General features: G+C 67.9%; 18 protein-coding genes. 8 read left to right on the plus strand and 10 right to left on the minus strand.

Features of this window, described 5'->3' with window-relative positions; translation table 11 throughout:
• The first annotated feature begins 446 nt into the window (after positions 1-446).
• The 3 genes from QZM35_RS13190 (at position 447) to QZM35_RS13200 (ending at position 3,536) form a co-directional block, all read left to right on the plus strand.
• Positions 447-1,967 carry a hypothetical protein gene (locus QZM35_RS13190; RefSeq protein WP_301776095.1) on the plus strand — a complete coding sequence of 507 codons (1,521 nt, stop codon included), beginning with the start codon at positions 447-449 and terminating at the stop codon, positions 1,965-1,967.
• A gap of 32 nt (positions 1,968-1,999) precedes the next feature.
• Entirely contained in the window at positions 2,000-2,335 is a 336-nt protein-coding gene (locus tag QZM35_RS13195) for a hypothetical protein (RefSeq protein ID WP_089429551.1), read from the plus strand.
• 148 nt (positions 2,336-2,483) lie between these two features.
• On the plus strand, positions 2,484-3,536 hold the full coding sequence (locus tag QZM35_RS13200) for an AraC family transcriptional regulator (protein ID WP_301776096.1): 1,053 nt from the start codon (positions 2,484-2,486) through the stop codon (positions 3,534-3,536).
• Positions 3,537-3,581: 45 nt separating this feature from the next.
• On the opposite strand, the gene QZM35_RS13205 is transcribed toward QZM35_RS13200, so the two are convergent.
• Positions 3,582-4,994: a 3-deoxy-D-arabino-heptulosonate 7-phosphate synthase gene (locus QZM35_RS13205; protein WP_301776097.1), complete on the minus strand. Its 1,413-nt coding sequence runs from the start codon at positions 4,992-4,994 to the stop codon at positions 3,582-3,584.
• A 158-nt stretch (positions 4,995-5,152) separates the two neighbouring features.
• The gene (locus QZM35_RS13210; RefSeq protein WP_089429555.1) at positions 5,153-5,914 is read right to left on the minus strand and encodes a 2-keto-4-pentenoate hydratase; all 762 of its coding nucleotides are present in this window, start codon (positions 5,912-5,914) and stop codon (positions 5,153-5,155) included.
• 296 nt (positions 5,915-6,210) lie between these two features.
• On the opposite strand from QZM35_RS13210, the gene QZM35_RS13215 reads away from it, so the two are divergent.
• Both QZM35_RS13215 and QZM35_RS13220 read left to right on the plus strand, forming a co-directional pair.
• A complete protein-coding gene (locus tag QZM35_RS13215; protein WP_301776098.1) occupies positions 6,211-6,690 on the plus strand; it encodes a universal stress protein in 480 nt (159 codons plus the stop codon).
• A gap of 11 nt (positions 6,691-6,701) precedes the next feature.
• Positions 6,702-6,893 carry a DUF2964 family protein gene (locus QZM35_RS13220; RefSeq protein WP_089429557.1) on the plus strand — a complete coding sequence of 64 codons (192 nt, stop codon included), beginning with the start codon at positions 6,702-6,704 and terminating at the stop codon, positions 6,891-6,893.
• A 103-nt stretch (positions 6,894-6,996) separates the two neighbouring features.
• On the opposite strand, the gene QZM35_RS13225 is transcribed toward QZM35_RS13220, so the two are convergent.
• Complete coding sequence (locus QZM35_RS13225) at positions 6,997-8,181, minus strand: M48 family metallopeptidase (RefSeq protein ID WP_301776099.1); 1,185 nt, start codon at positions 8,179-8,181, stop codon at positions 6,997-6,999.
• A 301-nt stretch (positions 8,182-8,482) separates the two neighbouring features.
• On the opposite strand from QZM35_RS13225, the gene QZM35_RS13230 reads away from it, so the two are divergent.
• The 3 genes from QZM35_RS13230 to QZM35_RS13240 all read left to right on the plus strand — a co-directional run bounded on the left by QZM35_RS13230 (position 8,483) and on the right by QZM35_RS13240 (position 11,716).
• Positions 8,483-10,216: a site-specific integrase gene (locus QZM35_RS13230; RefSeq protein ID WP_089429559.1), complete on the plus strand. Its 1,734-nt coding sequence runs from the start codon at positions 8,483-8,485 to the stop codon at positions 10,214-10,216.
• A gap of 175 nt (positions 10,217-10,391) precedes the next feature.
• Complete coding sequence (locus QZM35_RS13235) at positions 10,392-10,715, plus strand: TfoX/Sxy family protein (protein WP_089433609.1); 324 nt, start codon at positions 10,392-10,394, stop codon at positions 10,713-10,715.
• Between the two features lie 89 nt (positions 10,716-10,804).
• Positions 10,805-11,716, plus strand: coding sequence for a hypothetical protein (locus QZM35_RS13240; RefSeq protein WP_089429561.1), 912 nt, complete (start codon positions 10,805-10,807; stop codon positions 11,714-11,716).
• A gap of 59 nt (positions 11,717-11,775) precedes the next feature.
• On the opposite strand, the gene QZM35_RS13245 is transcribed toward QZM35_RS13240, so the two are convergent.
• From QZM35_RS13245 to QZM35_RS13275, 7 genes are all read right to left on the minus strand, one after another.
• Entirely contained in the window at positions 11,776-13,122 is a 1,347-nt protein-coding gene (locus QZM35_RS13245) for a hypothetical protein (RefSeq protein WP_174970875.1), read from the minus strand.
• The gene (locus tag QZM35_RS13250) at positions 13,119-19,430 is read right to left on the minus strand and encodes an AAA domain-containing protein (RefSeq protein WP_367620786.1); all 6,312 of its coding nucleotides are present in this window, start codon (positions 19,428-19,430) and stop codon (positions 13,119-13,121) included. Before QZM35_RS13250 ends, QZM35_RS13245 begins: the two co-directional genes overlap by 4 nt.
• 17 nt (positions 19,431-19,447) lie before the next feature.
• Positions 19,448-20,092 carry a 4Fe-4S single cluster domain-containing protein gene (locus QZM35_RS13255; protein ID WP_089429564.1) on the minus strand — a complete coding sequence of 215 codons (645 nt, stop codon included), beginning with the start codon at positions 20,090-20,092 and terminating at the stop codon, positions 19,448-19,450.
• Between the two features lie 3 nt (positions 20,093-20,095).
• Entirely contained in the window at positions 20,096-21,919 is a 1,824-nt protein-coding gene (locus QZM35_RS13260; RefSeq protein ID WP_174970869.1) for an AAA family ATPase, read from the minus strand.
• A 148-nt stretch (positions 21,920-22,067) separates the two neighbouring features.
• On the minus strand, positions 22,068-24,245 hold the full coding sequence (locus tag QZM35_RS13265) for a DUF4132 domain-containing protein (RefSeq protein WP_301776101.1): 2,178 nt from the start codon (positions 24,243-24,245) through the stop codon (positions 22,068-22,070).
• A gap of 56 nt (positions 24,246-24,301) precedes the next feature.
• A complete protein-coding gene (locus QZM35_RS13270; protein WP_089430113.1) occupies positions 24,302-25,624 on the minus strand; it encodes a HipA domain-containing protein in 1,323 nt (440 codons plus the stop codon).
• Positions 25,617-26,198, minus strand: a complete 582-nt coding sequence (locus QZM35_RS13275; RefSeq protein ID WP_301776102.1) for a transcriptional regulator — start codon at positions 26,196-26,198, stop codon at positions 25,617-25,619. The genes QZM35_RS13270 and QZM35_RS13275 overlap by 8 nt, the downstream gene beginning before the upstream one ends.
• Positions 26,199-26,439 lie beyond the last annotated feature (241 nt).

The raw sequence follows: 26,439 nt of genomic DNA on the forward strand, positions 1-26,439 counted from the left end.
TTGTGCCGGGTGTGGGGCCGCAGCGGCCGGGTCTCTCAGGTGAGGCGTTTCGCCCCGGCGCGTATCGTACCGCACTGGTCGCTTCGGCCGCGAGCGCGCGCAGGCCGGCCGATCGCCGCATCGAATGCGGGCCGGCGAAATGGAAGTCCACTCACTGTAGACGCAACGCCACCTTGAATCCGGACCGCCTGAATTAAGATGCAGCCGGCAGTGACGGACATCCGACGATAGACGACCCGTCGTCGTCGCTGCCTGACGGGGGCGGTCTGCCGGAAGCGGCGTTCGCATCGATCCGCACGACGGGGTCGATCATGATTGAGGGTGAGCGGACGCCGGTTTCCATGCCTGTTCAATAGTATTGCTTATCAATAGGCCGATCGATGCGAGGCATCGTGAGGCGAACGGCAGACGAGAGTGCGCCGGCACACGAAAAGAAGAGGATTCCGATGAAACCCATTACATGGATGGTCATGGCAGTCGCGCTCGCGCTGTCCGCCTGCGGCGGCGACGACGTCGCCACGAACGGCGGCGCGTCGTCGTCGTCGCCGAACACGCCCGGTACGCCTTCCGGCCCGACCTCGCCCGGTGGCGGCTCGAACGGCGGCTCGAACGGCGGGCCGACGGGCGGCGGCGGGACGACGCAACCGCAGGCCGGCTGGTCGAAGGCTGCCGCCGTGGACGGCAACGGGCCGGAGGGCCAGCCCAGCGTGACCATCGACGCGAGCGGCAACGCGCTCGCCACCTGGATGACCAATGGCCCGGCCGGCACGAACGGCAACGAAATGTGGGGCGCGCGCCGTGTGGCGGGCTCGGGCTGGGGCAGCGCGACGCGGCTCGACACGGGCGACGGTTCGCATGCGATGAACACGCTGACCGGCGTGCAGCCGAAACTGGTCGGCAATGCGAGCGGGCAGGCGGTCGCGTTCTGGACCGAATGGACGCCGGGCGCCAACACGTACGCGTTGTGGGCGCGCCCGTACAGCCCGGGTAGCGGCTGGGGCACGCCGGTCACGCTCGCGCCGGACATGGCCGGGTCGTCCTATTCGGCCGGCATGGACAACCAGGGCAACGCGCTCGTCACCTGGACGCAGTCGATCAGCCTGCTCGATACGCGCATCGCGTGGACGCGCTATACGCAGGCCGGGCAGTGGTCGCCGACGGCGCTGGTCCAGATGCCGGTGCAGAGCGGCCCGGACGCCGTGACCGGCGACACCGACAACGTGCGGCCGATGCTGTCGGTCCTGTCGTCCGGCCGGGCGGTGCTCGCGTGGCGGCAGACCAACCATACGAAATCGGCGCTGTGGACGGCCACGTACGACGCGACCAACGGCTGGACCAACGTCAACCCGGTCGTCTCGAACTCGAGCCTGTTCACGACGATCATCTCGCCGGTCGCCGGCATGGACGCGAAGGGCAACATCACGCTGGTCTGGGGGCAACTCGACGTGACGGGCGGCAAGCTCTACAACGCCACGATGTCGCAGCGCTATGTGTCCGGAACCGGGTGGCAGCCCGCGCAGCCGGTCGCCCCGGCGATCGTGGTGCCCACGGGCTTCATCGCGACGCCGATGCTGACCGTCAACGAAAACGGCGTGGCCGCCGCGATGTGGGCGGAAGGCGGCGCGGTGCTGCAGGCGAGCGTGTCGGACGCCAGCGGAAACTGGGGGCCGCTGCAGAAGCTGACGGAACACCTGAACGGGGCGGCGCTCCAGTACCCGCCGCTGGTGATCGACCCGGCCGGCAACGTGACGGTCGCCTGGGAGGACACGGGCACGCCGAACGCGTCGGTTCTCCTCGTGGCCGGCTACCGGAACGGCGCGTGGAGCACGTCGACGGCGGATCCGCAGGATGGAACGTGGCCGGCGCTGGCCGTCAACGCTGCGGGGGCGATGGCGCTCGTCTGGCAGGGGTTTGCCGCGAACATCGGCAGCCAGATCCAGTCCAGTTTTTATACGCCGGGCTCGTAATCGTGTCGCGTCGGGCATTCGAAGGAGAAGCCATGAAGCAAGTCTTGCAGTGCACCGTTGCTACCTTGCGGACCGCGCTGGGCGCGGCGGCCGCCGGCCTCGTGTTGTCCGCGTGCGGTTCGACGCAGATGAACATGGTCGACGTGCAGACGTCGACCGCGAAGACGCTCGGCCTCGCGTCGTCGGACGAGATCACGATTGCCAACGTGCAGTACGGGAAGAAGGACGGGCTGGGTGGCCAGAAGGTGGGTTACGACGCGACGACCGGCAAGGGGCGGCGTTTCGGCTGTACGGTGTTCATGATTCCGGGGCTCACGCCGATCGATCGGCCGACGTACAACAACTGGGAATGCCATCCGCAACGCTGATGGCCGCGAGATCGACGGCGCCCGTTGCAGGGCGCCGGTCGGCCGCTTGTGTGGACGACATGCCGCGCCGGCCTTGCGCCGGCGCAATTTGGTCCGATAATCGACGAACCGATCTATCCTCCCGTGTCGGCTCGATAAAAAAACTGTCATGGATCAAGCGGCATTCGTCCCTGTTTTCAAGTTTCGCACGATCGACTACCCCGAACAGGACCGGTTCCACGTCTGGGTCAAGGACATGCTGTGCGACTACCGTCTCGATGACGACGGCGGCCACGGCGCGTTCGACGCGGAAGCGAGCGGCGCGGCGCTCGGCCCGCTGATCCTGTCGGGCCGGCAATGGCGGTCGCGCGCACCGGCCTATCGGGTCAATCGCACCACACGGCGAATCCGGCTCGACGGCCAGGATTCGATCCGCTTCACGCTGCTGCTCGGCGGTCGGCTGGCCAGCTACACCGGCGGGCCCGAACTGGTCAAGCGCGCCGGCGACGTGTTCGTCTACGACGTCGCGCAGGTCAACGACTGCCGGGTCGAGGCCGGCGACGTGATCAGCCTGGTCGTGCCGAGGTACCTGCTGCCGAGCCATGCCGCACAGGCGCACGGCCAGACGCTGACGAGCGGCGTGGGGCGGCTGCTGGGCGACCACCTGCTGTCGCTGTTCCGCAACCTGCCGACTCTGCGCACGCAAGAGATCCCGGGCATCGTGCAATCGATGTTGCTGCTGCTGGCCGCGGCCGTTTCACCCACCACGCAGGCGCTGCACGACGCACGCGGCCCGATCGACGGGGCGCTGGCCGAGCGGGTCCGGCGCTACATCGACGTGCATCTGCTGGAGCCCGACCTCGATCCCGACCGGATCTGCCGCGACATCGGCGTGTCGAGAGCGCGGCTCTACCAGCTGTTCAAGGAGGACGGCGGCGTGATGCGGCAGATCACGCGCCGGCGGCTGCGCCATGCGTACCACGTGCTGGGCGACCCGCAGCGCCGGCATCAGCGCATCGCGGAAATCGCGTGGGCGCACGGCTTTCCCGACGAGAAGTATTTCCACCGGCTGTTCAAGGCGGAGTTCGGCCACACGCCGAAGGAAACGCTCGAGTGCGCGACCGCGCCGGTTCTGCTGCCATGCGATGCGACCGAGGATCGATGGGCGGACGGCGGCCGCCTGACGGGGTGGACGTTGCCGTTCGGCGTGCTCACCAACTGAGCGGGCGGGGCACGCCGGCCGTCGCACGGCGGTTCGTGTCGTGCGTCACGCGTACGCGCTGCTCGCCACACCGCCTTCATCGACATCGTCGATCGCGGCCCGCAAGTCGTCGATCGCCACCATCAGCTCGCGGACCTGCTGCAACGACGGGTACTGGTGCAGCACCGCATGCCATTGCGGCAGCGTCAGCAGCGCGTGCCAGACCACACCGAGGCCGTCCGGATCGGCATCCGGCCGCTGCGCGAGCGCGCTCGCGTATTCGAGGCTCGCCTGCGCCGACAGCAGCTGCATCCGGCTGGCGGCGCCCAGCAGGCGCGGCGTCGTGTCGGCGGACGCATCGCAGCAATAGAGCACTTCGCGTGGCAGCGTCGCTTCGTCGGTCGTCAGCGCCCGCAGCGACGCGCCGTGCACGCGCACCGTGCCCTGGTGCGTCTCGAACGCATAGAGCGTGTCCGGGTCGGCCTGCGCGAGCAGGTTCAGGCCGCGCAGCAGCCGCGGCAGATCGGTCGTCGCGGCATCCGCGGATGCTTTCGCTTCGACGAGGAAGCGCACGTTCCAGGCGGGCGCCGGGTCATCGCCGCGCGGGCGTTCGAGCAGGATCGCGTCCCATTCGGTTTTCGCGCGATCGTGGCGGCCCGGAATCGATGACGGCACGCGCATCGACGTCACCACCCGGTACGTGCGGCGTGCGTCGACGGCGTCGAGCCGGCGCGCCAGCGCGTCGAGCGCCTGCGCGGCCAGCGCTTCGACGGCCGCGCCGCGCTGCTGCGACGCGACGCCCTGCGCGACGGCGACGGTGCTGCCTTCGAGCGGGCCCTGGCGCACCCACAGCGCCCGGTAGCGCCGCACGTGCTCGTCCGATGCCAGTGCGGCGACGCGCAGCATGCGTTCGAGCGCGGGGCTGTCTTTCAGCTTGACGATGTCCTGCTCGAACGCGGCGTCGGTCGCCATGTCGGGCAGCGCGAGCAGGTGCAGCAGCGTGTCGTGCAGTTCCGCCCACGACGCGGCGGTGGCGGCCGCATGCAGCCGCGCGAGGCCGTCGCGTTGCCAGGGGCGGGCGCTGCGCTCGAGCTTGGCCGGGTGCGCGATCGCGTTGACGGCCGAGTGCAGCGCGCGACGGTCCTGCTCGGCGTGCGCGGACAACGACGCGTATTCGCGCACGCTCGGCGCATCGTGCCGCAGCACCGCGGCCTGAAAGGCGGGATCGCCGGCGTGCGTGTCCATTGCATCGCGGATCATCCGCGCGAGGGCGTCGATGAAGCGCTGCCGTAGCGCCGCGTCGGGCGTCCGTCCGTCGCTTCGCATCCGGCGCGCTTCCTCGATCACGATCGCGAGCGTGGCGGCCGGGTTCGCGGCGTCGGCCGGCGACAGCGTGCTGTCGAGCGGCGGCAGCCGGTAGCGGCGCGCGACGGTGCGCAGGGTTTCGTCGAGCAGGGCGGGAAGCGGTGTCAGCGACATGGTCGGTATCGGCTTGAAGGCGATGCGCGGGCCCGGGGGTAGGGTGTGGTGGACGCGATGATGATGTGCAACGTTATCACGCCGGGTCGGTCGGCACGACGGCGCAGGCGTACCTGCGCGTCAGCGATCGGCGCAACCACTCCCGCACACCCCACGCATCACGCCGTCAACGTCACCGACAGGCTGCCGAGTTCGCCGAAGCGCACCGTCAGCGCATCGCCGAGCGGCACGTCGATCGCGCCCGCGTACGAACCGGTCGTCACGATCTGTCCGGCGCGCAGGGGATCGCCGCGCGACGCGAGGAAATTGACGAGCCATACCAGCGGCTTCAGCGGATCGCCGTCCGGATGGCGGCCGTCGATCGTGCGGTTCAGCGCGCCTTCGAACGACAGCGCCAGCGTCTCGAGCGGCACGTTCAGCCCGTCGGGCACGACCGGGCCGACGCACAGCCCCTGGTTGAATTGCCCGTCGGCCAGCAGCTCGAACTTCGACGCGCGCGTGGGCTCCGCATAGCGGCAACCGAGCACTTCGAGCACGATGCGCACTTCGCGGATCGCGGCGCGCACGTCCTGTTCGTCGTACGGCTGTTCGCGTGCAGGCAGGTCGCGATCGAGCACGAACGCGATTTCCGGTTCGATCCGCACGATCGGGCCGCCGACGACGCGGTACGGCGCATCGGCCTCGCGGATCGTCGACGCGAAGATCGGCGCGAGGATCACGCGGTCGGGCGGCGGCAGCGCGCATTTCCAGCCGCCGACGGGTTCGCCGAGCAGGTCGGCCACGCGCTGCTGGATCGCGAGCGCAGTCTCGACGTCCTCGGGGCGCAGCGCATCGGGCAGCAGCGGGCCGGGCGAGCCGGCATGGCGGGCGGCGACGAGATGCTGGGCGGCGCCGTCCACGCGTTCGGTAGTCGTTGTCATGTCGGTTGAGCGAGTTGAATGTGGGCCGGCAAATAAGGGCCGGACGAAAGTCGCACATTCGATGATAGCGCTTTCGGCACGATGACCGCTCGATCCCGCTGCGTCGGCTTTCGTGTCAGCCGGGTTTGCGACCTGGCCGCAAGCGAGCGGTAGCGGCATCACGTCGCGACGCTTTGCCGCACGGACGGTGTCCGGTCGACCTTGATCGCCATCAACATTCGAACCTGCCATCCGCCGATGATGGTGACAAGGCCGCGCGATCGGAACGCGTGGCAACTCACCCCAGCGAGGTTCGCATGTACGAGAAGATCATGGTGGCCGTCGACGGCAGCGCTTCGTCGAAGCAGGCGCTTGCCGAGGCAGTGAAGGTCGCGCTGGCAGGCGACGCACACGTCAGCGTCGTGTATGTGGTGGACAAGTCGGTGCTGTTCACTTACGCGGGCCGTTTCGATCCGCACGCACTGGTCGAGGAGATCCGCGACGACGGGCGCAAGGTGCTGCGCGAAGCCGAGCAGATCATCGCGCTGGCCGGCGCGAAGGGCGAGGCCGAACTCATCGAGACCGAAAGCATCGGCGAGGACATCGCGGAGCGCCTGCAGCGCTATGTGAAGGAAGGCGGGTTCGATCTCGCGGTGGTCGGCACGCATGGGCGGCGCGGGATCCGGCGCGTGCTGCTCGGCAGCGTCGCGGAGCGCTTCGTGCGCGGCTCGAAGTGCCCGGTGCTGCTGATTCGCGGCGACGATGACGACGTCGCGGCTACCGTCGCGGCTGCCTGACGCGGCGCGCGATGATCCGCCGCCAGTCCCGCGTCGTCGTCGCGGCGATCGCCGTGTTCGTGTCGCTCGCGGGGATGATGGCCGTCGTGTCGGGGCTGCTGTTCGACAACGCGATGGCGCTGCACGGCGGCGCGATCGCGCTGGTCGTCGGCGTGGCCGGCTTCGTCGTAATGCTCAACCCGGGCGCGAAGGGCGAAGAGTGAGGCGGGCAGGCCCGCACGGCTGCTTGCGTCCGAGCGGGCGGGAGGCAGCCGGCAACCGCTTTCCGCAAGACCGGCGGCAGTCGCTGCCGCGCGGCTTTTCCACTTATTCGCTGGCGGTACCCGGCGCGTTCGTGTCGTCCTGCCCGATCCGTATCGCCAGCCGCTTCAACGTTTCCGCCAGCTCGTCGTTCTTCGGCTGAGTCTTCCGCGCCTGCGCGAACGCTTCGCGCGCTTCATCCTGGCGGCCCAGTTTCCACAGCACTTCGCCCTTGTGCGTCAGCCCGGTCGCATGGGCTTCGCTTGCGTCCTTGTCCGTGTCGCCGCCCTTCGCGAAGATCGCAATCGAGCGGTCGAACCACGTCAGCGCCTCGTCGTTGCGGCCGAGGCGATACAGCGCCCAGCCCTTGCTGTCGAGCGCATACGCATCGTCCGGCGATTCCGCGAGATGCGCGTCGATCATCGCGAGCCCGCGCTCGACTGCGACGCCGGCGTCGGCGAGCCGATAGCCGATGTCGTTCCGGCGATCGTCGGGAATCCTGTCGAGATCGAGCGCGGCGGCCACGCGCCCCTCATCGCGTTCGGCGATCGCGAGCGACAGCAGCTTGGCGACGATCTGCTGCCGCAACTCGCTGCTGATCCGGTCGCGGTTGGCGACCAGGCTGCCGAGGTATTGCGTGTAGAGGTCAGGCGCGCCCGGCGCATTCGCGCTGTTCGCGATCGTCAAGCCCGCGCCCGCGCACCAGTCGGTGTCGGCCGACCCGGCCAGCGTGCCGGCGTAAAGATTGACGTTGCGCGGCGTGCGCGATTGCGCGTAGTAGGTGTAGCCGTTCGCATCCGAATAGCCGCACGCCAGGTATTCGTTCTCCACGTCCAGCACGTACGGGAAATGGCCGATCGGTGCCGAGCCGCCCGGCTCGACCAGCCGGAACGATTCGCCGAGATCGCCGTCGCCGACGATCGGGTTGAACACCCATTGCTTCTCCGGATGCAGCTTCGGCAGTCGGATCCGGACGGTGCGCCCGGCCGCGTCGGTCGTGCCGAAGATCACGCTGTCATGCTCCTCCGGCTTGACGGGTAGCCCCGCGATGACCTGACCGGGCAGGAACAGCCGGTAGCGCGCATTCGGCAGCGGCTGGTGCGTGACGGGGTCCCGCAGCACGAACTGGTGAACGTAAGCCCCTTTTCCGAGCGACGCGGTCGGTGCGATGTAGGTGCGTGCGTACGCGGCGGGCAGGGCGGTGCAGCTCAAGGCCGCGGCAACGAGCGCGGCGAGAAGGCGGGATGTCATGAAATGGCGGTTCTTGTTGGTAAAAGTGTGATTGACCGACGGCCGGAATTGCATTGGACGACCCACGCAGCCTTTGATATCCGGCTGCGCATTCCGATACGGATGGCCGGATCGTCCAGCGCAGTTCAACGCGGAACCCGCCCGTCGCAACGTGATGCGAAGAAGCGGCGGGCGGATGACGCGGGAATGCAGCGCGCAGCATAGCAGGCCACGTTGAGCGTCCTGCGTGTGAACGCGTATCTCGCCCGGAACCCCACGCGCGACGTATCCGGCCGCGCGCGCTTCTGTCAAACTCGCGGTCATGAAACCGCGCCTCGCCTCACCGTCTTCCTCCGATTCCGCGCCTGCGCCCGCAGGCTTTCCCGACGCCGACGAACTGGCCGCGCTGCGTGCGTGGTACGCGGGCATGACCGTGCGCCAGGCCGTCGAGCGCTACCTGCCCGATCGGCTCGGCGAAGGGCGGTCGGCGCGCGGCGTGATCGGCGGCATTCGCCGCCGCCTCGTGCGCGTCGCGCGGCAGGTGGGCCGGCCCGATCTCGCGGAGCGGCTCGGTCATGCCGACGGTGAGCGTAGGCAGGAAGCGAAGGCGGCCGCCGAAGCGATCGGCCTGCTGCGTCATGCGCGTGCGCCGGTTCCGCAGATCAGCGACGACGTCGGCCTGTGGCTGCCCGCGCGTGCGGTCGGCGCGCTGCGTGCGCACGGGATCGCGACGCTGGCCGATCTCACGGTGCGGATTCCGCGCCGGCGCCAGTGGTGGCGTGCGATCGCGGGCCTCGGCATGGCCGGTGCGCGGCACATCGAGGCGTTTTTCACCGCGCATCCGGCGTTGACCGAACGGGCGCGCGCACTGATCGCGGCGACGCCGCGCGGCGCCATCGTGCCGTGGGAGCAACTGAAGCTGCCGCACGAGGTCGACGGCTCCGCCGGCACCTTCCGCGCGCCGCGCGCGACCAGCACGCTCGATGCGGACAACGATTACGCGGCCGTGCACGCGTGGCTGTCGCTGCACGAATCGGCCGCGACGCGGCGGGCGTACCGGAAGGAGGCCGAGCGGCTGATCCTGTGGGCGATCGTCGAGCGCGGCCGCGCGCTGTCCTCGCTGACGACCGAGGATGCGGTCGCGTATCGCGCGTTCGTGCGGCGCCCGACACCGCACGAGCGCTGGGTCGGGCCCGTGCGGCCGCGCAGCGCGCCCGACTGGCGGCCGTTCTCCGGTGCGCTGTCCGCGCGCTCGGCCGCCTACACGCTGTCGGTGCTCGGCGCGCTGTTCCGCTGGCTGATCGAGCAGCGCTACCTGCTCGCGAATCCGTTCGCGGGCGTCAAGGTGCGCGACACGCGCGGCCCGAACGCACTCGACACGTCGCATGCGTTCACCGAGGGCGAGTGGCTGCTCGTGCGCACGATCGCCGACGGGCTCGAGTTCCGCAAGGGCACGCCGGCCGCGCCGCAGTCGGGCTGGACGCCGGCCGCCGCGCAACGGCTGCGCTTCATTCTCGATTTCGGCTATGCGACCGGGCTGCGCGCGAGCGAGCTGGTCGGCGCGACGCTCGGCGACATCGAGACCGATGCGCACGGCGACGCGTGGCTGAAGGTGATCGGCAAGGGCAGCAAGGCCGCGCGCGTCGCGCTGCCGCCGCTTGCGCGCACGGGGCTCGACCGTTTCCTGGTCGCACGCCGGCTGCCGGTCACGCCGTCGCGCTGGCGGCCCGACACGCCGCTGATCCCGAGCCTCGCGGAAGACGGTGCGGCCGCGATCACGAGCGTGCGGCTGTGGAAGGTGATGCAGCGCTTCTTCGCGCAGACGGCCGATCAGGTCGATGCCGACAACCCCGCGCTCGCGCAGAAGTTGCGGCAGGCCAGCCCGCACTGGATGCGTCATACGCATGCGACGCACGCGTTGGCGCGCGGCGCGGAGTTGACGACCGTGCGCGACAACCTGCGCCATGCGTCGATCTCGACGACGTCGATTTACCTGCATGGCGACGACGTGAAGCGGGCGCGGCAGATGTCGAGCGCGTTCGCGGCCGACAAGTAACGGCGTCGTGCCGATCGGGCGGAAGCTGGCCGCGCGTCGTGAGCCGGAAAGGCTCGCAGCCCGTGCCTGAATGCGCGTTCCGCAGACGAATGGATGACGCACGGCCACCTCTCTGCCAATCAGGCGGAACGGTCGGCCACCCACTGCGGTCATAAACTTTTTCAAAGGAACAGCGATGGCATCGAGCCAAGGCACGGTCGATTTCATCGTCGAGCAGATGGCGGCGGCCGGTACGGTATCGGCACGCAAGATGTTCGGCGAATACGGCATTTATTGCGACGGCAAGATGGTCGCGCTCGTCTGCGACGATCGGCTGTTCGTCAAGCCGACGGCAGAAGGCCGCGCGTTTCTCGGCACGTGCGAAGAAGGTTCGCCGTATCCGGCCGCGAAGCCGCACCTCGTCATCGCCGGCGAGCGCTGGGACGATCGCGAATGGCTGTCGGCATTGATCCGTATCACCGCCGCGCAGTTGCCGGTGCCGGTGAGGCGGCGCCGATAAGGGTTCGTTCGCGTGCCATGTTGCGCTGCGGCCAGGCGTATTCTGTGTCACATGTGCGCGACCATCGCGCATCCGGTGGGAGCACAAGAATGAAGACATCCGGACATCCGCGCGGCACGTGGCTTGCTCGCCGCGCCCGGCACGCGCTCGTCGCGGCCCTGTGCGTGGGCTGGAGCGCGCTGTCGTTCGGCGCGGACGATGCGGCGACCCTGCTCGAACGTTACCGCAGCCTCGGCCCGCAACTGAAGGACAACGCGTTTCACCGGCCGCTGGTGCTCGAATCGGCGGAAGCGTCGTCGTCGCTGAAGGGCGACATCTACGCGGTGGTCGACTATCCGTATGCGGTCGTGAGCGGCCAGCTCGACGATCCCGCGCAGGGCCCCGCGAACTGGTGCGCGGTGCTGATCCTGCACTTGAACACGAAGTATTGCCACGCGTCGACCGGCGGCAACGGCCCGGTGCTCGACGTGAACCTTGGCCGCAAGATCCAGCAGAAGCTGCCGGACACCTACCGCGTGCAGTTCCGCTATCGCGTGGCGGCCGCGACGCCCGACTATTTCCAGGTCGACCTGACCGCCGACAGCGGCCCGATGGGCACGAAGGATTACCGGATCGCGCTGGAGGCCGTGCCGGTCGGCGCGTCGCGCACGTTCCTGCATCTGACGTATTCGTATGGCTTCGGCACGGTGGGCCGCATGGCGATGAAGACCTACCTCGCGACCGTCGGCAGCGACAAGGTCGGCTTCACGACCGTCAGCGGCGGATCGGCCGCGCAGCCGCAGTACGTCGGCGGCGTGCGCGGGCTGCTGGAGCGCAACACGATGCGCTACTACCTCGCGATCGACACGTATCTCGCGACGCTCGACAAGCCGCTCGACCAGCGCCTCGCGCGCTGGTTCGATGCGACCGAGCAGTATCCGCAGCAATTGCACGAGGTCGAGCGCGGCGCCTATCTGCAGATGAAAGCGCAGGAGGTGCAGCGGCAGCAGGCGGCGCGGTAGGCGGTGCATGCGTGACGGCGCGCGGCCTACCGCGCCCGGAAAATGCTCTCCAGCACGACTTACTTCAGTGTGCGCACGGCTGCTTCCGTGCCGGAAGTAGGGGCCAGTTCGGCAACCACCTTGAGCGGTACCTCGCCCACCCCCATCGCACGGTCGATCAGCAAGTCGTCACCATGTTGGGCCAGCAACGCCTGCAATCGGCCGAACTCGCCACACCAGAGCGTTTCGACATCCTTGTCGCGGGCCACGTCGCGATTCGCGACGAGGGAGACGGCCCGAACCTGCAGGCGACCGGCTTGCGCCTGACCGCCGACTTCGACGCCATAATCCGGCAGCGAAGCTTTCTTGACGACGACCCGGCCGTCCTTCGCCCATGCGGTCGCCATGCCCTCATGCACTTCGTAGCCGAGTCGCGCCAGACCGTTCAGGATCGCGTTGCGCCGCGCCTCCGCTGCCTGTTGCTGCCGCACCTGCGTGATCAGGTCCTGTCCGGTTCGGGTCAACTCGGCCACGATGTCCGGCGCGGTGGCGAGATCGCACTGTCGAGCGCGTTCGACAAAAATCGTCGCGTCTGCCGTGTGGCAAGCCCGAATCTCCGCCGTCAGTTCTTCCAGTGCCGCGATCGCCGCACGACGTGCACGGGCGGCCTCGATTGCACTCGACAGGTCGAGGATCAGGCTGTCGAGCAACAGGTTCTTGCGCGCGTCGTTCAGCTCGTCTTCGAGCGCATCCAGTCTCGACGAAAACCCCGCAACGGCTTGCGGATCCAGAAATACCCGTGCCTCCCCGATCTGTCGATCGACACGGTCGATGGACGGATCACGAGACGCCGCTCGTTGCGCGGCCTTCCAGGTCTCGAAGTCCGCCGATGCTTCGGCGGGCATCAGTCGATTCGCCAGCGCCCGTTGCGCATCGGTGAGTGTGCGTCCAACAGCCGGCGTCAGAAGGGCGAACCCTTGCGCCAGCAGCGCATCGGCCTGCTCGAGCAGGTCGCCCGAGCGCAGGCGATCAAGCTGGCCGCGGAGTTCGGCCGGAATTTCGATCCCTTTCGCTTCCAGCGCGCCGAGCAAGGTCGTCGCGCCGTGCCGTCCTTGCCGCCGGCGTTTCGCTGCTTGCTCGGCCTGCTCGACTGCCACCTGTTGACGCCGGGCGAGATCCGCCTTCAGGAAAGCCATCTCGTCGGGCACTTTCTTCTGTAATTCCACGAACGCGTCGGCGGCGATCATTGCGGCCAGCGCTTCACGTCGAGCCCGGGTTGCCGCGATCTCGTCGTCCGATAGCACGCCGGTACGTCGGCCTTCGGCAATCCAGGTGGCAATGGCCTGGTCGAGGCGCTGCAGATGTCCTTCGCAGATCGCGACGATTTCCTCCCGCGTCACGATCCTGACGACTTTCGGGCCGCTCATGCCATCACCTCCTGGTTCAGTGCCTGCGCTACGGCTGCTTTCAGGCGAGCCTTCTCTGTCTCCGGTTCGTGGTACCAGGCTTGCGACGAGACGCGATGCAGCGTCGGAATGGCGCGCCCCAGCACGGACGGCCGCCAGATTTCCCGCGCACGCGCATGTTCGAGCAGGGGATGACGCGGCGCATCGCACTCGATGCCGATCGCATAAAGGCCGGTTTCCGGATCGGCGATCGCAAAATCGAGCCCGAAGGCGTCGCCTTCCTGGGCGGGCACCGGCGACAGGCCGAGTTCCTGCAGATAAGCCAGCACATCTTCCGCGAAGCCGTCGACGCCACCGGTCTGCCGCAACTTCGCATGCGCGCGCTCGCTGCTCATGCGGCCAAGCAACGCGCGGCCGGCGGGCAGTTCGCCGTTCGACATCGCGCGTGCGTATTCCATATAGCCTTGAAGATAATCGCGCGGAATCGCCGGCTTGCGCTGCGTCGTGAGCATGTCGGAGATCTCGCGGATCGGCATCGACGTGATGAGCACGACCTTGTGGCGCGCACGCGTCACGGCCACATTGAGGCGCCGCTCGCCGCCGCTCTGGCCCAGCACGCCAAACATGCGCCGGAAGGTGCCCTGGCCGTTGCGCCCGAAGGTCGTGGAGAAGACGATGATGTCGCGTTCGTCCCCCTGGACGTTCTCGACGTTCTTCACGAACACGGCCATGTCCTCGCCGCGATCGGTTCGCTCGAGTTCCTCGCGATACGCGTCGCGGAATGCTTCATCCTCTTCCGCGCGCTGCTCCAGGCGCTCCAGAATGAGGTCGGCTTGCTTGCGGTTGAACGTGACCACGCCGACGGACGGACGCTGCGCGTAAGGCTGTTGCCACAGTTGCGCCAGATAGGCGACCACGCGATCCGCTTCGTCGCTGTTGGTCTGCTGCTCGTAAAGGCCATTCACCTGGATGAGTTCGAGCGGCTTGACCTCGCGCACCGTGGCATCCGGATGGCGAACCGGCACGCTGAGGTTGTTCTCGTAGAACGCGGCGTTGGAATAGCCGATCAGCTCTCGATACGCCGAACGATAGTGAATCTGCAGCGTCGACACGGGCAGTGCGCTCCGTGCCAGTTGCAGCACGTCAGGGCAGTCCTTGATTTCGCGCCGGTTCCAGGTGTCCTCGAAGCGCTCGCGTTCGTCTTCCGTCGCGCCCTCGTCGGGTTGCTCGCCGTCGAAGATGTCCGTCTCGTCGCTGTCCGCCCGGCTCGAAAAGAACGCCGTCGGCGGCATTTGCTTCTCGTCGCCGCTGACGATCGACAGGTTGCCGCGGAACAGCGTCGGAATCGCGTATTCCACCGGCATCTGCGAGGCCTCGTCGTAGACGACGGAATCGAACAGCCCGGATTTCAGCGGCAGTACGCGGCTCGCGACGTCGGGGTTCATCAGCCAGACCGGCCGCAGCGCCATCAGGCCCAGCCCCGTCCCGAGTTCGATGAATTCGCGCAGACGCCGGGAGCGCCTGCCGGTCAAGCGCGTCACGTCTTCCCAATCGCGCGCCGAACCCAGTCGGCCGTGGTCGATGCCGTTGCGAAGCATCTCGCGGTTCAGGCGCCGCATTTCCGCGTCGGCGGCCGCGAGTGCTTCGATCTTGGCGGCCGTTTCGCTCTGGTCGAGCAGCAACTCGGGATGGTCCTGCTCCATGCGCCGCTTCCATCCGAGCCGCGCCTCGCGGTTGATCATGCGCCGCACGGCGTCGTCGAGGCGTTCAGGCGGCAGACGTGTCAGCGCGTCTTCGTGGTCGCGCATGATCGCAAATACGTCGAGTGCGTCGGCGCTGACATGCCGTGCCCGGGTGCGGAATTGCTGGTACGCGGCCAGCGTCGGCAACGCATCGCCGATTCGGTTCAACGGCGCCTGATAACTGATGTTGTCGGCGATGGCCTGCCGACACGCAGTGACGAGTTCTGCCGAGAGCCACTCGTCGAGCAACCTCAGCGCCCGCAGACTATGCTGGCGCGCGTTGTGCCGCACGAACGCGGTCTCGAAGCCGTCGAGCAATTGTTCGACGGGCGCCCGGTCGCCCGTCATCACGGCCGAGTCGAATTCGTCGCCGCGGGGCGCGATCGCCAGATGCTGCGCGAGTTCGCGGATCTCCTCGAGCTGGCGCAGGCGGGTCAGGCAGGCATCGGCGAGCGCAGGCCCGCAGGCGGGTTCGACCGTCTCGAGATGCAAGGCCCGGCTGATCGTGTTCAATGTGTCGCGCAGCGGCCGCCAGGTCTGTTCGAGCCGGCTGGCGGCCAGCAGCTTGCGGAGCGTCTCGTCGGTTGCGGGCGCGCCGCAGCCGGTGACGAATTTCATCAGGCGGCCACGCCGCAGATACGTGACCGGGTTAAGGCGGCGCAAGAGCGACGGGGCGCGAGTCGCCAACGTCGCCTGGGCCTCGAGCTTGCGGAGCGCGGGATCCGGCAGGTGCGCGACGGCAGCCGACAGCACCGCGTCGAAGCCGCTGGTGTCGACGGCCAACAGATCGCGATGCAATGCACCGAGCGCCGTGTAATACCGATGGCCTTCCGCATCGGCATTGTCGGCCGGTCGGAACAAGGGCAGCCATTGAGCCAGCCGTTTGCGTTGCGTCTCGTCCAGCGCGACGAGGCGGCCGGCGTTGGCATCGAGCCACGCCCGATACGGGGCGGGGTCGTCGACATCGAAGCGCGCGGGATGCGCGGCGAGCGTCTCGATCCGCAGGCGCTCCGCTTCGCGGAAATCAGCGAAGGCCGCGTTGAACGCGTCGAGCGTGGCGGCATCGGTCGCGAACGATTTCAATTGCGCCAGCGGGCTGCCTTCGAACTTCGACGGTAGCCAGTAGCGGGCGAGCGGTGCGCAGTGTTCTTCCAGCGTGGTCAGTGCCGAAATATCCAGCGTGGCAAGCCGGGTACGCAACTGCGGCACGCTGACGGGCGGCGTGCCGGCCTCGAGTCGGATCAATTCGCCGAGCAGCCCCCGATAGCTGAGGCCGGTCGATTCGTCGACGCGATGCAGCGCGGCATGCTGGCGATCGAGTTCGCCCTCGAGGGCCTCGATTCTCGCGGCCATGCGTTCACGCTGGCGTATCGAACCGTGGTCGAACACGGCACCGTGAAAGATCGCATCCAGTTGCTCGCGGACGGCTCGAATCGTCGGCTCGCGATCCTTGTTGACGTCGTTGAGCATCACGATGCGATCGCCCAGGCCTTCCGCGACGAGACGCTTGCGAACGACTTCCAGTGCCGCATGCTTCTGGCAGACGATCAGCAGGCTCCGGCCTTGTCCGATCGCGTCGGCGACCATGTTGACGATCGTCTGGCTCTTGCCGGTACCCGGCGGCCCTTCGACCAGCAGGCCGGGGCCCTGACGCGCCTGCAGGATGGCCGCTTCCTGCGACGGATCGCTCGCCACCGTCAGGAATCGGTCGAGCTCGGTCGACTTGGCCTCGGACGCATCGTAGTCGGATTTGTCCTTGAGCCGCAGCATCGATTCGAGCGCCGTGCCGGACGGCGACAATTGCTTGAGCTGACGCAGATCCTCGCCGATGGCCTGGCCGGCGAAGTCGACGTGAAAGAGCACGCCGGCGCAGGCGAGACGCGTCGCGCCGGCGGGCAGGTCGAGGGTCGGCGGCGGCAGCGCGCCGAGTTTGCGGCTTTCCACGTCGGCCAGCAGGCCGAACGCATCGACCACGTCGGCTGCTTTCAACGCGGAACGTCCGAGCACCTCGTCGGCTGCGACACGCCACGCCTTGACGGCTTCGCGTCCCAGCAGGCCCTCGAGTGCGGGATTCAGGCGAACCTCTTCGCGCTCGCCGTCAAAAGCCATCGCCACCTGGCGTCGCGTGCCGAGTTCCATCAACAGTTTGACCGGCCACAACAGCACGGGGGCGATACGAGGGCGCGTCGTGCTGCGATGATCCTTGTAAAGCAGGAACGGGAAACCGAGATAGAGGCCGTCGATGCCGGTATCCCGCTTGTAGAGCGAGGTCTGCCGGTACAGCGTGTTCAACCGGCCCTCGAGCGTTCCGTTTGCACCGAACACGGCCGGGTCCACCGATACCGTCTGGACATTGCGCTGGAGCAGATGGTCGAGCAGTGCGGTGCTGGCGAATCGCTCGCCGTTCAGTTCGTGAAGATCGACGCGCCCCGTGGTCTTGCCGATGGTCATCCGTACCAATGGGCCGCGCAAGACGGTCGTGGCGACTTTTTTCTCGAAGAAGTCGAGGATCTGCGACACGTATTGCTGCTTCTGCGGCTCCAGCCACTGCTCGGCGGGCACCGACAGCAGAACGACCACTTCGTGCAGCGGCAAGCGACGTTCCAGCCGGAACTGCTCCGCCCATTCATCGACTGTCGGGTTGCCGGTGCGCGCGAATCCGGCGATGCGGTCGTCGACGGCATGGAACAGGTCAACGCGCGGCAGCGCAAGCGCGGTCCGGGCAGCCTGGCGATCGAAGACCAGAATCTGCTCTCGTTCCGCGATGGCCGCCGCCTGGTCGAGGATCTCGTCGACCGAGCGAAACTGCGAAATGGCCGCGCTCAGCAGAACGATCAGGTCTTCCTCGCTGAGAACGCGGCGTTCCGACAGCGACAGCAGGCCGTGATGATCGGAATCCGGCAACAACAGGCGTCGCTCTTCCCATTGCGCGCCCAATTGGGCACGCGACGTGGAAAGCAGCGCGATGCGCACCAGGTCCTCGTTCAGTTCGATGCCAAGCTGCGCGGCCCGGTGTCGTACTTCATCGGCTCGAGCGCGTAGCCTGGACAGCCAGCTTTCCGTGCCCAGCCGCGCCAGGAACGTCGGCACCGGCCCGGTCACCAGGTCGTAACCCTCCAACGGGTTGTGCAGCAACCAGCCGGGCGTGACGATGTCGCCGCGCAGAATGAGCGGCATGTCGGGATTCAGCAGCTTGAGCGCGATCATCAGGCGGCCATCGTCATCGACGCCGTCGAGTTGCGCAACCTGGCGCAGGCCGGCCAGCACTTTCGCATCGGCACCGGCTTGTTCCGCCCAGGTCAGGACGACGCCGCGATTCAGGTGATCGCGTGCCGCTTCCCAGTTCTCGCGCTCCGCCGCGGCGAGCGCGAAGATCGCCGGCTTGCGATATTGGCGGGCGCCCAATGCGATGCTGGCGCCTTCGTCGCCATCGGCATCGATCGTCGCCGCCGATGGTGCATCGACCGGTTTGCCGTCCAGCCAGGCCTTGACTTGCGGCCATTGCCAGCGTTGATGTCGATCGCGCGCGAGCAGGCCGCGCAGCAGCAGGTGAAGCGACGGATCCAGGTCGTCCGGCAGCGTGACGCCGTTGGCCAGCACGTGAATCAGAAACGCGCGCGGGTTGATGCCCTCGAAGCAGCGTCCGTCGGTCAGTTGCTCGAGCAGGATCATGCCGAGGCTCCACCAGTCGGACGCCGCGGCGACACCGCCGGCAATGGCCTCGGGCGCCATGTAGCGCGTCGTTTCGAGCGGCGAGACGATATCGAGATCGAATTCGGACAGCCGTGCCGAACCGAAGCCGCTGATGACGAGATCCAGCGGTTCGCGGCTGCGCACCAGCAGCGTGCCGGGCCGCAGGTCCCGATGCCGCAGCCCCACGTCCGAAAACGCCTGCAAGGCCTGGCCCAGTTCATCGACGACATGGCGGATCGTCGCGCTATCGCGGACGGCCATGCCGAGATCCGCCAGCGTCCCGCCGCTCATCTCCTCGGCGACTTCGTACGCACGTTGATCCCAGCGTCCGGTAGCGATGATCTCCGGCACATGCTCGCGCGGCAGGCGGCGCACCACGTCGTAGACCGCCGGATCCGGTTCCGCGCCCGGTCGATACAGCGTCAGGACGGCTTGCCGGCCGGTCCCGTCCTGCTGGGCCACGTAGCGTTCGCGCACGCCATCCGTGCTGGAAATCTGGCGCAACAACCGCCAGCCGTCGATCCGCGTTTCTTCGACGGGCGGCGGCGCGTCCTCTGCCGAGCGGCCGGCAGGACCCTCGTCGCCGGCGCCGAGCGGCTGGGCGGCGGCGGGCATGGCCGGATCCGCGCCGCATTCGAGGCACATGAGGTCGCCGTCGTTCATCGGATGGCCGTTCGTGCACGACAACGAGGGCGGCAGGGCAGACCCGGGCACGTCCGCAGCCACTTGCTGGCTAACCGTCTCGACCGTGACCACATCCTGGGGGCGCCAGCCGTTTGCCCGGATCGGTACGCCTGACAAATCCCAGTTGCAAACGGCATCGCCGACCGTGCCGGCACAGTACCACTCGTCCACCGACCGCTCGGTTCGGCAATTCGGGCAAAAACGCATCATGGCTGACATTTCCTGTCTTATCTGTTTCTCGCCTTGTCGGCACTGATCCGGACGTGATGCCCCTGATCGGTCAAAAGGTCTCTCAATCGATGAAAATCGTCCCGGCCCGGTATCCCCGCGAACCAGACGCTACCGTCCTCGTCGAACATGACATCCAGCGCCTTGCCGCTGTGCGGCGGCGCGCGCTCGTACTGCGCAAAGCGCGCGTGGCCGAGGGCCGTCAGGCAATGCAATCGCTGGTTGTCGCTGCCGCGCAGCGCGCGTGTCTGCGGCGCGTCGATGTCGAACGGATCGGAGATCAGCGCATCGATCAGGCCGTCGGCGCGGGCCAGCGTATCGGCCAGGGATTCGATCGGGTAGCCGCTGTAGACGAGGATGTCGCCCGCCGACAGTTGCCGCAGGCCATGCAGGAGCGCAATCAGCGCATCGGCCTGCTCGAACGGCTCGCCGCCCGAGATCGTGATGCCGGTGGCGTCAGGCAGCCAGGCTCGGACCTGGGCCAACAGCGCATCGACGGTGGTTTCGCCCCCGGCATGTGCCCAGGTATCCATCGAAATACAGCCCGGGCATCGGACCGCGCAACCCTGAAACCAGATGCCGATCCGCTGCCCCGGCCCGAGCGTCGTCACGGGAAAGTGCAGGCGCGAAACACGGATGTCCATGGCCTACTGCTTTTGCAACTGGAACGAACCCGAGTCGATGCCCGAGATGACGAATCGATCGCCGGCGGCCGCGTCCTGATCGAACAGGCCGCGTGCCAGCGGGTTGAGCAGGTGCGCTTCGATCTGGTTGCGGATGCCGCGCCCGCCGTTGGACAGATCGCCGAGGCATTGCGCCTGGAGCGCGATCCTGGAACTGGCGTCCAGGTCGACGGCGATCCCCTGGGACGCGACGTCGTCGAGCACGGCACGCACCATCTGCTCGAAGATCTCCGTCGCGACATCGTCGCGGATGAAGTCGAATACGATGATGTTTTCGCCGATGCGGTTCAGGATTTCAGGCCGGTTCAGGACCAACTTGAAATGCTGCTGGATTTCCCCGAGTACCTTTTTCTGGATGTCCGCAAAGGCGTTTCCTGGATGGATATTCGCGACGCGCTGACCCGATTCGTCCTGGCGGTAAATGCCGAGATTCGACGTGAAAACGATCAGCGCTTCGGAAAAATACACGCGGTCGCCGCGCCCTGACGTCAGCACGCCGTCATCGAGGATTTGCAGAAATTTGTCGAGAATGCGCGGATGCGCTTTTTCGATTTCGTCGAAGAGCACCACGCTGAACGGGCGTTCGCGAATCGCATTCGTCAATTCTCCGCCGACGTCGTAGCCGACGTAGCCGGGCGGCGCGCCGATGAGTCGCTGGTCGGCGTGTTCCGCGCTGAATTCCGACATGTCGAAGCGGATGTAGGCGCTTTCGTCGCCGAACAGCAGGCTCGTGATCGTTTTGGCGAGTTCGGTTTTCCCGACGCCGGTCGGACCGGCGAGGAAGGCGACACCGCGCGGCCGGTTGCCTTTCCGTTGAGAACCCACCCCCGTCATGGCGCGCTTGACGAGATCGAGCATGTGCGTGACTGCATGCGCTTGGCCTTTGACGCGGCGGCGAATGAATGCGTCGGCGTGACGGATCTTGTCGCGGTCGATTTGCTGCCACGGATCCTCGGTGACGCCCACTTTATAACGTCGCACGGCGTCGGCAATTTTATCGAGGGGCACCTGCTCGACGCGGGCGAGCGTGGCGATCGCATTCATGTCGGCGAGCAGCAATCCCTCGGAGCCGTCGACGAAGGCGGATGCCGCCTCGGCCAGATGATCCGGCGTAGCGGCCTGCGCACCGGGTACGCCGCGCAGCAATGCACCGGCCAACGCGCGACGGGCGGCACTGTCGGGTTTCGACACGGGAATATGCCGGATGCGCGGATTGTCGATCAGCAACCAGTCCGGCAGATCGCCTTCCTTGTCGACGATCCAGATCACGGTATTGAAAAACGGACGTCGCAGTTCTCCCGCGGGGCGGGGGGCCGCCATATGTGCCAGCACCAGGGCGCGTGTGAACAGCGTGTGCTCGGCCGGGTTCAGCGTTTCGGCGCGAATCGCCAGTCGAGAAGCAAAATCGACGACGAGGGCAACCGGCGGGCCGGGCAGCGCGACCAGGCGTTCAATGCATGCGGTGAGTACATCGATGCCGCCCGGCGCCGTGCCATCGACCGGTGTCAGGCCGAGACGTCGCAGGGTTTCATCGGGAGGCTCCGTGGGCGATACCCGGCTATCGGGCACCGTGAAGCCTGAAACCGGATTCCAGACGACCAGCTGCGCATAACCCGCCTCGCGGAGATTGTCGCCGAGCGTATTCACCAGCGACTGCGCCGTCACCACGTCGGGGGCCACTTCACAGGCCTGCAAATCGCGGACGTTTCCCGAGAGCACGAACTGGCTTTTCAACGGGAGGAAACGCAGCAGATCCCGTAACCATCTGGGTTTGACGTAGGCAGGCATGTCGTGATGGTGCGCAAAGAAAGCGAAAGCAAAACGTTATCATAGCCGCCCGACCGATATATACCGAATGAATAGGGCGATCGGAAACGCGTCGATCGTTTTATCGGCGTCGAGAAATGAATCTCGACGGCGCTATTCATTTTCCGGTTTAGCCCAGCAACCCCGCGACCACATCGACGATCCGCTGCAGCAGCGCTTCGTCATAAGGCAGCCACGGCACCGCGCGCAGCGGCGACGGCGGCGGTTCGATCGCGGGTTCGACGGGTTCGCCGTCGCGCGTCACGCGCCCGGTCGCGCAATGCACCGACCACGCGCCGACGCGCACATGGCGTTCGTCGAGCGTCACCCGGCCTTGCGCGATCGGCTCCGCGAACACGAGCGCGAGCACCTGCTTGCGATGCCGCGCCATCGCGCCGAGCGGCAGGTCGGACAGCCGGTGCAGGCGCTGCTCGCGCGCGTTCCGCGCGGCGCGCTGGCGCACCGGGTCCGCCGGCGTGTCGGCCGCGCGCGGCGCTTCATCGTCGAGCGCGAAGGCGGCGACGCTGACGAGCAGGTCGACCGCGCGTGCCACTTCCGAGAACACGACGGGATCGATTTCACCGATCGGCGCGGCCATCCAGCGCCGCTCGTGCCTGCGTTCGACGTGCAGCCGGCCCGATGTGCCCTGGCCGTCCGTGCCGGGAAAGAGCCGCGCGGCGACGCTGAAGGTCGCGCGCACGTCGCCGAACTCGCGTGCCAGGCCGTCGTCGTACGCGCGGATCGACCAGCCTTCGCGGCGCGCGACGCCGAGCAGCCGGCGGCTTGCGAGGACATGACCTTCGAACATCGCGGAATGACTGGTCGCGGTGTCTTCGTCGGCCGGCACGTAGAACTCGCGGAACGCCTGCCGAACGGGCTGCCGGATCGCACGGCCGACGATCGCGCGCTGCCACGCGAGCCGCTCGTCAGCATCGGCCAGCAGCGGATGCCAGAGCCGGATCTCGCTGTCGACGTCGAGTTTGCACGCCACGCCGGCGGCGTCGCGCAGTACGACCTTGCCCTTCGCGATATCGGGCATGAACGAGACCGTCGCGCCGTCGCGCGCGCGTGCCTGCCAGATCGTGCGGGTCGAGAACGCGGCGCCGGCCGGCGCATCGACGAGGCGCTCGCGCCATTCGGCATGGCCGAGCGTCATCGACTGCCAGAAACCCGCTTCCATGCAGGTGGCGAGCATCGTGAGCTGCTTCTTGTCGGGTTTCGCGTCGAGCGTCATGCGCAGCGCGGTGTGCGGTCGTTCGCCGAGCGCGCGTTCAGCGGGCTTCAGGTTACGCGCGAGCTTCTTCTGCACGCCCGCGTGGCGCACGGCGGCCAGCGCATCGCGCAGCGCACGCACGCTCTCGGGTGTCGGGATCGTCTCGACCGCATGGCCGAGCGCGATCGCGAGCGATTGCGACGGCGCGGTTTTCGCGGCGGTCGGCGCGACGCACACGCCGGTCAGCAGCGGCCCGATCAGCGGCGGGAGCCACGGCGCGTCGCGATAGGCCGCGACGCGCGCCGCGCGCGCGACGACCTGCGCGTCGTCGGTCGTGAACGCGCGATCGGCCTGATAGGGGACGTCACCCGCGTGAATCGCGGCGACGTGCCGCGCGGCGTCGGTCAGCGTGTCGCGCGCGAAGTCGACGTAAGCGGGCTCTTCCGCGAGCGTGGCGGCCGGATCGTCGGCGTTGAACCACAGCCGTTTCGGCGCGAAATAGCCGTCGTTCGTCGCGGCCAGCGCGAGCAGCGCCGCCGGCCCGAGTTCGGGCAGCACGTCGAGCTCGCGCACGCGCGCCGGTGAATCGGCGTTCAACTGCGCATACGCGTCGCGCAAGGCCGTGATGTCGCGCTGGCCGGCGAACGCGTGCAGGGCATATTTCCCGTACACGGAGAGTCTTTGCAGGCCGTCGTTCTGCGGTTCGCCGAGGATGCGCGCGAGTTCGGCCTGCAGTGCGGGCGCGGGCAGCGCGTCGAGACACGACAGTTCCTGTAACGCGCGCTGCCACGCGCCGGCCGGAATGTCGCGGAACAGTTCGAGCGCGGCTTCGGCGTCGACGAGCGGCGCGAGCTCGAGCGCGTCGATCTGGGTGCGCAGCCAGCGCGCGAACTCGGCGCGCGGATCGTCGTACGCGTAGTCGTGTTGCGCGACGTATTCCTCGGTGCGGCGCAGCGCGGGCCACACCGCGCCGAGCGCGTGCGCGTCGAGCGTCGACAGGTCGAGCGGCGCGCCGGTGAAGCGCGGGTGGTCGGCAGTGCCGGTCAGCCGCGCGACGAGCTGGTCGACGAGGGGCGGGTGGACGGATTCGGTCATGAGGTTGGGCGGCCCTCGCGTGGCGGGATCGGATCGGCTTGGGTGGTGTCGTGGCGTCAGCGCGGCCGCAGGCGCTCGACCATCTCGTGGATGACGATATGGCGGATCGCGCGCAGCAGGTGCATCTCACCGCCGAGCGTCGCCGTGAGTTCGGGGCGGGCAGTCTTCATCGCGTCGTTGTCGGCGGCGATCTCGAGCAGCAGCGCGTCGGCCTGCACCGGAATGCGCGCGAGCAGTTCGTCGATGTGGCGCTGCGCGGTCGCGCGCGTCAGCCCGAGCGTCGCGCCGGCCTGGTCGAGCACGTCGCGCGTGAAATCCGCATAGCGCTGCACACCCGCGACGGGCCGCGTGAATTCCGTCAGGTCCGGCCAGCGGCTGCGCGCGCTGTAAGTCGCGGTTTCGTAGACACCGTCGCACAGCAGGTCGTAGTGCGGTGCCAGCGCGAGCCCGCTGTCGGTGACGAGGAAGCTCAGATTCTTCAGGTGTGAATCGCCGTTGCCGACGACGATGCAGAACACGAGCCAGCGGAACAGGCGCAGGCGAACCGGTGCGGGCGCGCGGCACGCGTTGGCGAGCGTTGCGAGCGCGTCGAGCGACCAGCCCGTGTATTTCATCGTCGCGGGCAGGTTGAGCGCCTGGCAACCGTCGATCGCGTGGCGTCGTTCGACGCCGGTATCCGTCTGCGCGCGGTCGAAGCGGCGGATCACGTACACGGGCGCCGGCACGTAGCGGCGCTCGACCTCGGGCACGTCGAGGCCGACGCGGCGCGCGAGCGTCATCACGAACCACTCGTTGATGACCGAATGCGGATAGTCGTGCGCGTGCGGATGATTCGGCTTCAGGATGTGCGTCGACACCGCCTGGCCGCTCGGCTCGAACAGCGCGCCGTCGCGCAGCACGACCGGCAGCTTGTGCTGCGCGCCGGCGAGCGACATCTTCTTCGGCGCGTCGTGCGTCAGCGGCACGGCAGGCAGGTGGCGGATGCGCGCGTCGAGTTCGGTATCGTCGAGCGGGCGCAGGCGCGTGTCCTCGTCGGCCGTGTCCACCGGCAGGCGCAACGTCACCGAGCCGGCCGATTCGCGTCCGTAGTGCTCGAGCAGCGCGAACGCGTCGCCGATGTCGGGCAGGCCCGCGTCACGCGCCAGCAGCGCCCGCACCGATTCTTCCGGCAGCAGGTTGTCGAAATACCACTGGACGGGGCGGGTGGTCGCGCCGTCGCGCAGCACGCCGGCCTGCAGCGGGAGATGCGGGCTCAGCGCGAAGCGGGACGCCTGCGCGAGCCACGACGGCGCGTATTCGAACGCCCACAGATTGCGGTTTTCATGCAGCGTGCCGATTGATTGGCCGTCGATGGCGGCGACGAGGGTGCGCTCAGTCATGCGACACGTCCTCGCCGGCGGGGCGCGCGTGGTCGGGTACGGCTTCACCGGCGTCTGTCAGCACGCGGCGCGCGATCTCGATTGCACGGGCCGAGGCCTGACGGCCGGCGTCGGTCGTCCTGATCCGCGGGCGGCGCGTGTCGTCCGTCCCCACGCCGAACGCTTCGACAGGCGACAGCACGAGACGTGCGGCCGAGAGCACGCGTGCGGCCGCGCGGGTGGGCGGCGCGGATTCGCCGGCCGGGGCCGGGTGCGCGGCGTCCGCGCGCAGCAGCAGGCGCTCGGCCGCGCGCCGTGCACGCACGCCGGCCCGATGGCTCGCGCGCGCCGACTGGCGTTCGAGCAGTTCCTCGCTGGCGTCGGGAATGTCGACGACGACCCGAACGCCGAGCCCCTGCAGGATCTGGAACACCTTGGCCCACTGGATGGTGTCCGCGCCGCGCTCGGCCTTGACCATGAACGACTCGCTGACGCCGACGCTGCCGGCCGCGTCGTCCTGGCGCAGTTGCTGCACTTTCCGCGCGGCGCGGATCACGCCGCCGATGTCGGATGCCTGTTCGATCGTGTATCGCATGGTGGGCCCTGCTACCGTTGCCGGCTCGGCAGGATAAAAACTGTGAGATCAAACAGTATTGCATCTCAATGGAAGAATTCAAGCGTAAACCGTGCGATCGACGAGTTTTGGCTCATAAGCGACGATGTTGAGAGAAAAACTGTTAGATCGAACAGTTTTTACTTCCGAATGACCGGCAACGTGTACCGGCCGCCCCGCGGCCGCAGGGAGGCATCTGCGGTTCGTTGTCATGCCCTGAAAG

It is taken from the genome of Burkholderia sp. AU45274 (assembly GCF_030482505.1).
Classification (GTDB): domain Bacteria; phylum Pseudomonadota; class Gammaproteobacteria; order Burkholderiales; family Burkholderiaceae; genus Burkholderia.